The following is a 12,544-nucleotide window of genomic DNA, read 5'->3' on the forward strand; positions in this document are numbered from 1 at the left end:
ATTTAAACAAAAAGATTTCATAAAAGATATTATTTAGGAGCAAGGGATGAAAAAGTTCCTGAATACTTACGATGAAGATTGTATTGCCTGTCATGCTTGTGAAATCAGCTGTGCGCGTATTTATTTTAAAGTAGATGACCTGGAGCGTTCTCGCATCCGTATTGAAGAGCGAGAAAAATCTGCTCATATAGTAGCCTGCAATCAATGTGAGACCTGCGTTCAGGTTTGTCCAACTCTGGCTTTAACGGTAAATGCTCAGGGTGTAGTTTTGGTTAATAATCGTCTGTGTGTAGGTTGTTATATGTGTATTGCTGCTTGTCCTAATGAATCAATGTTTCGTTATCTTGGTGGCATAATTCCAATCAAATGCATTGCCTGTGGATTATGCCTGGATAGTTGCCCTACTGAAGCAATCAGAATAGAAGAAAAACAGGAGAATTAATAATGACAGAACGAAAAGTGTTGGCTGAATTTCCTTATGAACTAAAACCTGTAGAAAAAGGTTATAATCGCAGGACTTTATATATCAATCTTAGCACGAAAGCAATAGAATCCCGTCCTGTAACAGATTTAATGATAGATAAATTTGTAGGTGGAAAAGGATTTGACCTCTATTTGATGTGGCATTCAGTTAAAGATACCACCAGATGGAATGACCCTGAGAACGAAATTTGCATTGCATTTGGTCCTCTTTGTGGAAATACCAATTATCCAGGAAGTGGAAAATCCATTGTCACGACTATTTCACCTCTTACGGATATTCCTATAGATTGCAATGTGGGAGGACACTTTGGACCTTATGCCAAGTTTTCCGGCTGGGATGCCATAGAAATCCAAGGCAAATCAGAGGAAGAAATCATTGTCTTTATAGATGGTGATAAAGGGATAGTACAAATACTTTCTGCACCAGATGAAGAGATAAATAGCCATATCCTGGCAGAAAGACTCATTGCTGAATTTGCAGACAATCCCAATGGCTATCAATATGTTTCCGTAGTCTCCAGCGGAAAGGCAGCAGAATATGTTCCTATCTCTTGTTTGAATTTTTCTTTCTGGGACAAAAGAAGAAAGGTGGCAAGGTTAAAACAGGCAGGTAGAGGTGGAACAGGAATGGTCTTTCGGGATAAAAAGATTAAAGCGCTGGTGGTTAAATATTCCGGATTAAAAGGTGACACTAATCATCCCGTAGACCTGGAGACCTTGCAGAAAACCGGACTCAAACTCCATAAAGAAATAGAAGAAGGTGATGATAAACAAAATAGAATGCGTCAAGTGGGAACTGCTCATCTGGTTGAAATAATGAATGATTACGACCTTCTCCCTATTAAGAACTTCAAATATGGACAAATGGAAGAAGCAAAAGGGTTGGCTTCTTGGGAATTCAAAAAGCTATTCACGCAGGGATTACCTGATGGATGCTGGTTTGGCTGTTCTCTTTCCTGTTGTAAGGCAGTGGATAATTTTATACCCAGAACCGGACCTTATAAAGGACAAAAAGTGACCGTTGATGGACCCGAATATGAAACCGTTGGAGGTTGTGGCTCAAATCTTTGTATCTGGAATGCCAGAGATGTGGTAGAACTCAATTTCTATTGTGATACCTATGGCATTGATACCATTTCCTTTGGTACGAGTTGTGCTTTTGCTATGGAATGCTATGAATATGGAATACTAAATAAAGAACGAACCGGCGGTCTTGATCTAAGTTGGGGAAACGCTGACAGTGTTTTTGAATTGATTCATCAAATGGGACGAGGTGAAGGTTTTGGAGTGATAGTTGGACAGGGTGTCCATAAAATGAAGGAGATTTTTGCGCGTGAATATGGCGCCGACCCAAAACTTTTACAGGATATAGGAATGGAAGCTAAAGGTCTGGAATATTCTCAATATATGTCCAAAGAATCTTTAGCTCAGCAAGGCGGTTATACCTTAGCCCTGAAAGGACCTCAACATGATGAAGCCTGGTTAATCTTTATGGATATGGTCAATAATCAGATTCCCACTTTTGAAGATAAAGCAGAAGCTCTTCACTATTTTCCTATGTTCCGCACCTGGTTTGGCTTACAGGGTCTATGTAAACTCCCCTGGAATGATATAGAACCTGCCAATAATGCGGAAACTGATGAACCAGCAAAAGTTCCTGAGCATGTGCAAAATTATATTGATATCTACACTGCTATCACAGGAAGACCTCTGGATAAGGAAGAACTCATTCGCCAATCGGAAAGAGTTTATAATTTTCAAAAGGTTTTCTGTATGAGAATGGGTAAAGGTCGTCGCATAGATGATATTCCACCTTATAGAGCAGTTGGTCCTGTCACAGAGGAAGAATATCTTTCTCGTAAAGAACGCTATGATAAACTGTTAAAGGAAAAACAGGGAATAGACCCCGAAGGTAAGTCTACTCAAGAAAAAATGGCTCTCCTTCGTGCTTATAGAGAAGACCAGTATCAACAACTGGTAGATGCAGTCTATAAAAGAAAGGGATGGACTAAAGAAGGAATTCCCACGATTGAACATCTGAAAAGTCTGGGAATGGACCTTCCTGAAGTAGTAGAAGTAGTTAAACGCTTTCTCTAAAATTCCATCGTTCTTTCAGAAATTACCATAAGTAAGGAAAATAAATCCTGAAAGTGTAAGTATTATAATAAGAAAAGCATAGAGTAATATTTTTATAATAACTATTAAAGTATTCTCCTTCAGTATATTCCCTTTTCTCCCTTAGCTCTTTCTTAGCTCTTTTCATAAGTGAGAGGCAGGAAAGCGTAAGGATAGAGAAACTTTTGCTGATTTTAAAGAAATATAAGCATCTATATGATATGTTTCGTTATAAGCTTTTCATAATAAAGTAAATATAAAAAAGGTCTTGCTTTTTATACCTAAAGATATATGGGCAAGACCTTTTATTTTAAGCTGTTTTTAAATGAACCAGCTTTTGATTTAAGTTTATTTCATTAAAACCATTTTACGACTGGACGAATATTTACCTGATTTCATATGATAGTAATAAACGCCACTGGTAACTGGATTACCATTTTGATCCCTTCCATCCCAAACCAGATGCTGAATACCATCTTCTTTAGAATCAATATCCCAAGTTCTCACTATCTGACCTTTTTGGTTAAAGATAGTTATTTGAACAGGTTCATTTTTGGCTGTAGAAAAAGAAATGGTGGTACTGGGATTGAAAGGATTAGGATAATTTCCAATTAACTGAGCCACTTGTGGTGTCTCTATAGCATCGTTAACAGGAACATCACTCCAATCGGATAACATCCGAGCAGTTACCTGTGGAGTTTGATTGAATTGATTTACCAACACCCAGATATTGAAATTTCCTGTCGGAATGGGCTGTCCAATATAATCTACATCATAGAAAGTAGTGCGGAAGACTATTGAGCCCGTATCGTCAATTAAAGTATAGTTTTGTCCCGTAGCAAAGATTCCGGTCTCGGAGAAATGAGCATTTCTAATGCGCACTAAGCGAGCTTGATAAGTGGCAACATTGGCATTAATTTGAGCTATAGTAACGGTAGGTACATTAATTTCATTGTTAGAAGAAGTGGCAGGACCTGGATCTATTACGGGAGTTAGCTGTAGCATATTATTATAATAGGCAATAGTCCCCGTTAGACCTGTGATTCCATCCAGCAGATTATAGGTAGTAGTTATAACACCTGAAGGATCGTCAATCAGAATTCCAGCCTGATAATCTTGAACATATTTTTGATGTCTAAAGTTTTGCTGGAAAGTTAAAACCACCTTTCCTGATACCATATATACGGTTCCATCTCCTGCCGTTTGAGCTCTTAATTCAGTTAGATTACTAACTACTATGGGAAAGAAATAGTTTGCGGTAGCAATATAGCTGGGAGAATAGCCACTGGCATAAGCTCTTGCTTTGATAGTGGTATTAGTATGTAAAGATATAGTTGTGTTATATACTGGAGAAGATTCAGTGGGATCTGTCCCATCTAAAGTATAATGGATAGTAGCACCCGGAGTAGTTGTACTAATCGTTACAGAAATAGGTCCAGTGTAGACACCCCCTGGAGGATTAAAAGTTGGAGTGGCACAATGTTGAGAACCGCCAGGATTGAAGGTATGAGAACCGAGATTATCAATATAATCTTGAGGATAGACAAGCCATTCTGAATTATCCAGATTTGTACCCGCACTGGCAATCCAATCTGTGTTACCTTGAATAACTTCCGGTTTACGAATCAAGGTATGATTTAAAGTAGCACCATCAACTCCAGCTACAGGCCAAGCGGTTCCAGGGTCTTGTTGATATACACCGATGATATCAATTAAGGTTGTTCCATGGAATAAACCTATGCAATCGTTCCCATTGAAATTAGTAACATTATGAAGTAAATCTGCCACTGCTTGAATAGCTGCATTTGCCTGAGTATTAGCAATGACATACACATCATTATTGTTTAAAGTTCCAGAGAGGGTAACACTATTAGTTGTAGACCAGGCACCTCCATTGGAAGCCAGTTTAACCGTATACTGAGAAAGGTCTACGGGAGCTCCAGTTCCATTGAATATTTCAATAGCTTTGTTATAGGAGCTACCTTCAACATATTCTGAGATAAACAGGTCTACTGCTTGAGCAAATATCAGCGATACAAAGCCCAGCATTAAAACAGGTAATAGAATCTTTTTAATCATTTTTTTCACCTCACTTATTGTAGTATTATTAAAGAACAATATAAAAAAGAACCAGCCAGAAGGATACTGTCAAATCTATCCAGTATACCTCCGTGTCCAGGAATTAATTTAGAGCTATCTTTTACACCACAAAAGCGTTTTATCATACTTTCCACCAGGTCTCCTAATTGTCCAAATATGCCAGCAGCAACAGCAACTAAAATCAAGTCTTGATAACTCTTAATAATCCCTATAAAATATAATATAATCATAATAATAAAAGGAGCAATAATTCCCGCAATAAATCCTTCAATAGATTTTTTAGGACTAATAGGGAAAATCCCCCGATGTCTTCCCCACCTCATTCCTATAAAATAGGCTACAGAATCAGTTACCCAGATTGAAATTACTAACCATAAAAGCAGATTGGGATGTCTAAAATTCAAACCCAGACGAAGACACATAGCAGGAATTACACCTATATAAAATAAACCAAATAACTCTAAAGCTATTTGAGGAATAGATTTTTGCTCATTCCATTTAAACAATGCTTCCAGGACTGCCAGAAAAAATATTATCCACCCAATAATTAGTTCCCATCCAGTAAGAAAGGACATAATGACAAACACAGCAAAAATAATAGCTAACCAGTACCAGGAAACAGAAAAAGAGGCTTTCCGCAACATTGCAATGTATTCGGCAGAACCAAGAATCACAATTAGGGCAAAAGTAACAGCTAAATAAGCTCCACCCAGATACAGCACTGTCAGAAGAATGGGAATAAATATTACTGCGACCAGAACTCTTTTTTGCAATTCTGTCATTCTGATTCAATACCTCCAAAACGACGTTTCCGTCCTTGAAAATCAATTATTGCTTTGAGAAATTCAACTTTATCAAAATCGGGCCAGAGTGTTTCTGTGATGTAAATTTCCGCATAAGCAGATTGCCAGAGCAAAAAATTGGATAAACGATATTCACCACTGGTGCGAATAATTAAATCTGGATCAGGTTGACCTGCAGTATAAAGGTAATTTCCAAAGGTTTGAGGAGTCAAATTATCTACCAATTCAGGATTATTTTTAGATTCCTGAAAAAGTTTCTTGATTCCCTCTATAATTTCCAATCTACCGCCATAATTAAAGGCAATATTAAGATTTAAACCTGTATTCTGCGCTGTTTCTCCTGCAAGTTGATGGATTTCTGTTAAATAAGAAGGGTCTAATCGGTCCTGAGTTCCTATAATTCTAACTTTAATATTTTCTCTATTCAGTTCTGGTAGTTCCTTAATTAGATAATCTTTTAATAGTTTTAATAAAGCTTGAACTTCATTTGCTGGTCTCTTCCAGTTTTCCGTGGAGAAAGCATAAATAGTCAAATAACCGAGTTTAATCTCCGTGGCAAGTTCTACCACTTTGCGAACTGCACGAGCTCCAGCTCTATGTCCATAAACGCGTGGACGGTGTCTTTTTGCTGCCCAGCGTCCATTTCCATCCATAATGATTCCAATATGATTTGGCAGATTTTGTAAATCAACTTCGGGTAATAGCTTCTTATAGTTCAATCTTCCCTCATTGTGCTTTTTCTAATGCTTTTTGTTTCAGCCAAGCATAAATAAAATTATCCAGATCACCATCCATAACTTTATCCACTGTCCCTACTTCATAACCTGTGCGATGGTCTTTAACCATTTGATAAGGTTGAAACACATAGGAGCGAATTTGATGTCCCCAGCCAATATCACTTTTAGCAGATTCTTCCTTTTGTTTTTCTGCTTCTCTTTGCTCTTCATAGTATTGATAAAGTCTGGATTTCAGGATTGCCATAGCCTTCTCTCTATTTTGAATCTGAGAACGCTCATTCTGACAAGAAACCACAATGCCTGTAGGTATATGAGTGATTCTTACAGCAGAATCAGTGGTATTAACATATTGTCCTCCTGCACCACTGGAACGATAGGTATCAATTCTAAGGTCTTTAGGATCAATATCAACTTCAATATCTTCTTCAAATTCGGGATATACATATACTGAAGCAAAAGAAGTCTGTCTTTTTCCTTGAGCATTAAAAGGTGAGATACGAACTAAACGATGAATTCCAATTTCGGCTTTCAGCATTCCATAAGCATAGGGACCCTTAATTTCCATACTGACACTTTTAATTCCCGCTTCTTCACCCGGAAGAAGGTCTATAATATTATATTGAAAACCATTCTCTTCTGCCCAACGCGTATACATTCTAAGCAACATTTCTGCCCAATCTTGAGCTTCTGTGCCCCCTGCACCAGAATGAATAACCAGAATGGCATCTTCATAATCATATTTATCGTTCAGATAGCATTCAATTTCAGCTTTTTCTATAAACTGCTTTTGAGCTGGCAACTCTTGCACTGCTTCTTCAAATAGAGCAGGAGAAAAATCTTCTTCTAATAACTGAAGATAGGTCTCAAGTTCCCCTTTTAAGCGGTCAAGAGTTCCAATATGCTCTAATTCTTCATTTAACTGGCTAAGTTTTCGGCTTATATTCTTGGCTTCCGTCGGATTTTCCCAGAAATCTGGCTGACTCATCTTTTCTTGTAATTTATTTATCTGCTTTTGTTTCCCTTCCTGATCAAAGTAACCTCCGAATCTCAGAAATCTGGGAAAGCATTGAGTTAACTTCTTTTTTGTAATCTATATATTCCATATTATTTTATCCTCATTTTTTCCATTCTTTTAATCCTTTAATCTTAAAACACTGGTATTGTCAAATAAATTATTCTTTATCTCATATCAATGTTATCCATTTCAATAGTTAAAGATGATATAATAACGAACTCTAAGCATTAGATTCTCCGATTTCCATAATATACAGTAAAATAATGAGATAGGAATTATATTAGCCCTGCTTCATTAAGTTTTAAACAGAAAAATATTGACAATAGGAGCAGATTATTATAGAAAAGCAAAAGATTAAAGTTTCTATTACATACTTACTGAATAGAGGTGATGAATATGATTCCAACACTCTGGTACATTGCACCAATTGGAGCAATCACAGCTCTAATCTTTGCTGCAATATTTTTCCATCAAGTGAAAAAAGCAGATCCAGGAAATGCTCGTATGGTAGAAATCGCAAGCTATGTGAGAGAAGGTGCCTTTGCTTATTTAAAACAACAATACAAAGTAGTGGCACTATTCTTCCTGCTGGCATTTATAGTCTTTAATATAATGGCACAGGTGCTACATGTTCTACATTGGTTAGTTCCATTTGCCTTTTTGACTGGAGGTTTTTTTAGTGCTTTAGCCGGTTTCATAGGAATGAATATGGCAACTCTGGCTTCTAATCGCACCACTCAAGCCTGTTCAGAAAGTTTAAATAAAGGACTCAAAATAGCCTTCCGGGGAGGTGCTGTTTTAGGATTAACCGTGGTTGGTCTTGCGCTCCTGGATATTTCATTATGGTTTTTTATTTTGAACTTATTTCCGGAAACTTTCTCCTTAAGACAGATTACAGTAATAATGCTCAGTTTTGGTATGGGTGCATCCACTCAAGCTTTATTTGCTCGTCTTGGAGGTGGAATTTACACTAAAGCTGCAGATGTTGGAGCAGACCTGGTTGGAAAAGTTGAAGAAAATATCCCTGAAGATGATGTTCGTAATCCTGCAACTATTGCAGATAATGTAGGTGATAATGTAGGCGATGTGGCAGGAATGGGAGCAGACCTTTATGAAAGCTATGCAGGCTCTATATTAGCCACTGCTGCTTTAGGAATGAGTGCCGTAACATCTTTAGGTGAAAATTTTGCTCACTTAAGCATCAATTTCGTGGTTGCACCAATGATATTGGCAGGAATTGGTATTCTTCTTTCCATTCTTGGAATATTTATGGTTAGTACTAAGGAAGATGCCGGTCCTAAAGAACTGATGTTTGCATTAAATAAAGGTGTTTATGGAAGCTCTATTCTCATAGCTGTAGCAGCTTTCTTTGTAACTAAATGGCTACTTCCTGCAGATTATTATTTCGGTGTGTTTACTGCTATTTTAGTAGGTCTTACTTGTGGTGTCTTAATTGGTGTCTTTACCGAACATTCAACTTCATATAGTTTCAAGGCTACGAGAGGAATAGCAGAACAAGCAAACTATGGACCTGCTACAGTAATCTTAGAAGGAATATCTGTAGGAATGAGGTCTACGGCAGCACCTGTTATTACAATTGTTATCGGTATCCTTTTATCTTTTATTTGCAGTCATGGTTTTCAATCCATTGAAATGGGTCTATATGGTATTGGTTTTGGTGCAGTTGGAATGCTGGCAACTCTTGGTGTGACTTTGGCAATGGATGCTTACGGTCCTATTGCGGATAATGCTGGTGGTAATGCTCAGATGGCTGAATTACCGGAAAAAGTTCGGGTTATGACTGATACTCTGGATAGTGTTGGAAATACTACTGCTGCCACGGGAAAAGGATTTGCCATAGGTTCAGCTGCTTTAACAGCAATGACTTTACTGGCTGCCTATTTTGATGAGGTACGAAATGGTTTACTGCTTGCAGGAGATAAAGCTGGACAGTATATCTTTATGTATATAAATTATGGTAAGGGACTGATTGATAAAGTAAATGTAAACGATGCTACCGTAATGGATTTTATAAACTTCTACCAAATTCATGTTCTTAATCCAAAATTCTTATTAGGAGTCTTCATCGGAGGGATGGTAATATTATTCTTTGCCGCACTGACTATTAAAGCCGTAAGTAATGCAGCAGGTAAAATGGTGGCAGAAGTGCGCAGACAATTCAGAGAGATTCCTGGTATTCTGGAAGGAAAAGCAAAACCAGAATATGCCCGATGCGTAACTATTGCCACTCAAGGAGCACAACAACAGATGTTAGCCCCAGCTTTAGTAGGGATTCTTACTCCCATCATAGTTGGTATAGTGCTTGGAATAACCGGAGTTTTAGGAGTGCTTACTGGAGCTATAACCTGTGGCTTTGTTATGGCTTTAATGCTAAATAATTCAGGTGGTGCCTGGGATAATGCAAAAAAGTATATTGAAATAGGAAATTATGGAGGTAAATCTTCTCCTGCTCATAAAGCTACTGTAGTGGGTGATACGGTTGGAGACCCGTTCAAAGATACAACAGGTCCCTCTTTAAATATTCTTATAAAACTTATGAGTATGGTCTCCATTGTATTTGCAGGACTGATTGTTAATTATTCCATTAAGGTGGAAAAGATTCAACCACCCTTCAGTAAACAAAAAGTGGATATATCACAACAAAACCAGCTAATCAGAATTGATAAAGCACTTTATGAACAGCAACAGTGCTTAGAAAAGCAAAGTTCACAGGAACAAAAAAATGAACCTGTTCCTGTCATCATAGATAATAATATTGGACAAAGGATAGATTCAAAGAACACAGAAATAAAAACTCCTTAATCAAAAGAAAGTTATCTCATAAAAAAAACAGGTGCGAAAGGAATATTTCTCGCACCTGTTTTTTATGCTTAATTTATTTTACTGAGGTATATTGTTTCCCTATTTCTATCCCTTTTTTAATAGCTTGTAGATTCTTATCTAATAAATCGGGATTCTTTTCTTGCAAGAACGATTTCAGTTCATCTTCAATAGTTTCATACTTAACCAGGCCAGTTTTGCCAATAATAATGCCTATTGCCAGCATATTTAATACAATAGATGAGCCAATTTCATTAGCAATATCGTTCATTGGAACGGGAATCAATTGTACATCATCTCTGTTACAACCACGAGGACACATATTTGTGTTATAGATAATGACTCCACCTTTACGAACCATAGGACCGAACTTATCCAATGAAGGCTGATTAAGAGCCACTAACACATCAGGATAACTAACTATGGGAGATGCAATGGGTCCATCTGAAATAACGGTGGAAACATTAGCAGTGCCACCACGCATTTCAGGACCATAGGAGGGTAGCCAGGAAACATTCTTCCCTTCTTTCATTCCTGCTTGAGCAAGAAATCTACCAATAGTAAGAACTCCCTGTCCGCCAAATCCAGCACAAATCATTTCTGTAGTCATTATTCTACCCCCGCACCTTTATCACGATATACGCCAAGTTTATAATAGGGCAACATATTTTCTTTTGCCCATTCTCTGGCTTTATCTGGATCAAATCCCCAGTTTGTTGGGCAGGTGCTTATAAGTTCAACAAAGGTGAAACCTCTTTCTTCTTTATTATATTGAATAGCTTTATTAACTGCCTTTTTAGCACGAAGGATATCTCCAGGACTAAGAAGTGATACTCTTTCAATATAATAAGGAGCAACCAGAGAAGACAGAAGTTCACACATTCTGATAGGATAGCCTATATCTTCAGGATTTCTTCCATAAGGACTGGTAGTAGTTTTCATTCCAGCTAGGGTTGTAGGTGCCATTTGACCACCAGTCATTCCATAGATAGCATTATTAATAAAGAAGACACTGATATGTTCACCACGATTAGCTGCGTGCACAATCTCTGCAGTTCCAATAGCAGCTAAATCACCATCACCTTGATAGGTGAAAATATGCATATTAGGTCTTCCCCGTTTCATACCTGTTGCAACTGCTGGAGCACGACCATGAGCAGCTTCTGCCATATCAAAATTGAAGAATTTATAGGCAAAAACAGCACATCCAACTGGTGCAACTCCAGCCATAAGATTAATTAAACCCTGCTCTTCTATTGCTTCTGCAATAAGACGAGTTGCTATACCATGAGTGCAACCTGGACAATAGGTGAAGGGTTCAGCGGTCAAGGTTTCAGGTCTTTTTGCTATAACTTGCATCATTTCCTCCTTAAAAACAAGCTTCAAGTTTGGCTTGAATGTCTGCTGGAGTAAAGACTATACCACCTAATTTACCCCAGAAATCTACTGGAACTTTGCCATTCACTGCAATCATTACATCTTCTACCATCTGTCCTGAATTCAACTCAAATACATATACTTTCTTCACTTTAGGACCTATAGCAGAGGCAATAGCTTCATAAGGATAGGGCCAGCAGGTTATGGGACGCACTAATCCGATACTTTTACCCTGAGCTACAAGCTCATTAATTGCAGATTTAACCACACGTGCAGCTGTTCCCCAGGCAACACATAGGATTTCATTATCATCGGATAGATTATAGGTTTCATACCGAACTTCGTTTTTTTCTACTTCTGCATATTTTTCATAAAGCTTGCTTACCTTTTTTTCTAAAATTTCAGGGTCAAGCTCCAGGGAATTTATCTCATGATGGTGCTTTGCATCTCCATCCGCATTGGGACAGATACACCAGGATAAATGTTGATTTGCTAAAGCATCTAATTCTTCCTGAGTTTTTGCTGGTTTAAATTCTACGGGTTCCATCATCTGTCCGAGCATACCATCAGCTAAAATCATCACGGGATTACGATATTTATCGGCTAAATCAAAAGCATCAGCTGCCAGATCAGCAAATTCTTGAACAGAACTGGGAGCAAGAACAATTAATTGATAGTCACCATGTCCCCCGCCTTTAACAGCTTGGAAATAATCACCCTGGGCAGGTTGAATATCACCAAGTCCAGGACCACCTCTTTGAACATTAACAATCACCGCAGGAAGTTCTGCTCCAGCCATATAAGAAATACCTTCCTGCTTTAAAGATATTCCAGGAGAAGAAGAGGAAGTCATCACTCTCTTCCCTACCCCTGCTGCACCATAGACCATATTTATAGCAGCAATTTCGCTTTCGGCTTGAATGAAAGTTCCACCTACTTTAGGCATCATCTTTGCCATATACTCTATCAATTCGCTCTGAGGCGTGATGGGATAGGCAAAATATAATCTGCAACCAGCTCTTATAGCTGCTTCAGCTACTGCTTCATTTCCTTTCATTAATATTTTAGACATC

The 12,544-nt window shown here is 37.9% G+C and carries 10 protein-coding genes; 3 read left to right on the plus strand and 7 right to left on the minus strand.

Features of this window, described 5'->3' with window-relative positions; all coding sequences use genetic code 11:
* Window positions 1-46 precede the first annotated feature (46 nt).
* Together E0946_RS01415 and E0946_RS01420 are read left to right on the plus strand one after the other, a co-directional pair.
* Entirely contained in the window at window positions 47-442 is a 396-nt protein-coding gene (locus E0946_RS01415) for a 4Fe-4S binding protein (protein WP_133200687.1), read from the plus strand.
* A gap of 2 nt (window positions 443-444) precedes the next feature.
* Window positions 445-2,580: an aldehyde ferredoxin oxidoreductase family protein gene (locus tag E0946_RS01420; RefSeq protein ID WP_133200688.1), complete on the plus strand. Its 2,136-nt coding sequence runs from the start codon at window positions 445-447 to the stop codon at window positions 2,578-2,580.
* Window positions 2,581-2,946: 366 nt separating this feature from the next.
* Here E0946_RS01420 and E0946_RS01425 read toward each other — a convergent pair whose 3' ends face one another.
* The 4 genes from E0946_RS01425 to prfB all read right to left on the minus strand — a co-directional run bounded on the left by E0946_RS01425 (window position 2,947) and on the right by prfB (window position 7,341).
* Window positions 2,947-4,677 carry a chitobiase/beta-hexosaminidase C-terminal domain-containing protein gene (locus tag E0946_RS01425; RefSeq protein WP_243713686.1) on the minus strand — a complete coding sequence of 577 codons (1,731 nt, stop codon included), beginning with the start codon at window positions 4,675-4,677 and terminating at the stop codon, window positions 2,947-2,949.
* A gap of 14 nt (window positions 4,678-4,691) precedes the next feature.
* Complete coding sequence (locus E0946_RS01430) at window positions 4,692-5,480, minus strand: phosphatidate cytidylyltransferase (RefSeq protein ID WP_133200689.1); 789 nt, start codon at window positions 5,478-5,480, stop codon at window positions 4,692-4,694.
* Entirely contained in the window at window positions 5,477-6,220 is a 744-nt protein-coding gene (locus tag E0946_RS01435; RefSeq protein WP_243713688.1) for an isoprenyl transferase, read from the minus strand. Before E0946_RS01435 ends, E0946_RS01430 begins: the two co-directional genes overlap by 4 nt.
* A gap of 7 nt (window positions 6,221-6,227) precedes the next feature.
* Window positions 6,228-7,341 (minus strand): peptide chain release factor 2 gene (gene prfB, locus E0946_RS01440; protein ID WP_243713689.1). Its coding sequence is split into 2 segments (ribosomal slippage): window positions 6,228-7,268 and window positions 7,270-7,341, totalling 1,113 coding nucleotides; the frame shifts between segments, so codons are not numbered across the junction.
* Between the two features lie 302 nt (window positions 7,342-7,643).
* Here prfB and E0946_RS01445 point away from each other — a divergent pair.
* A complete protein-coding gene (locus E0946_RS01445) occupies window positions 7,644-10,076 on the plus strand; it encodes a sodium-translocating pyrophosphatase (protein ID WP_133200691.1) in 2,433 nt (810 codons plus the stop codon).
* 73 nt (window positions 10,077-10,149) lie between these two features.
* Here the strand turns inward: E0946_RS01445 and E0946_RS01450 are convergent, their stop codons facing one another.
* The 3 genes from E0946_RS01450 to E0946_RS01460 are packed head-to-tail and all read right to left on the minus strand — an operon-like array spanning window position 10,150 to window position 12,543.
* Complete coding sequence (locus tag E0946_RS01450; protein WP_133200692.1) at window positions 10,150-10,704, minus strand: 2-oxoacid:acceptor oxidoreductase family protein; 555 nt, start codon at window positions 10,702-10,704, stop codon at window positions 10,150-10,152.
* Window positions 10,704-11,453: a thiamine pyrophosphate-dependent enzyme gene (locus E0946_RS01455; RefSeq protein ID WP_133200804.1), complete on the minus strand. Its 750-nt coding sequence runs from the start codon at window positions 11,451-11,453 to the stop codon at window positions 10,704-10,706. The genes E0946_RS01450 and E0946_RS01455 overlap by 1 nt, the downstream gene beginning before the upstream one ends.
* A gap of 10 nt (window positions 11,454-11,463) precedes the next feature.
* Window positions 11,464-12,543: a 3-methyl-2-oxobutanoate dehydrogenase subunit VorB gene (locus E0946_RS01460; RefSeq protein ID WP_133200805.1), complete on the minus strand. Its 1,080-nt coding sequence runs from the start codon at window positions 12,541-12,543 to the stop codon at window positions 11,464-11,466.
* Window position 12,544 lies beyond the last annotated feature (1 nt).

The sequence above is a fragment of the Candidatus Syntrophosphaera thermopropionivorans genome, assembly GCF_004353895.1.
Classification (GTDB): domain Bacteria; phylum Cloacimonadota; class Cloacimonadia; order Cloacimonadales; family Cloacimonadaceae; genus Syntrophosphaera; species Syntrophosphaera thermopropionivorans.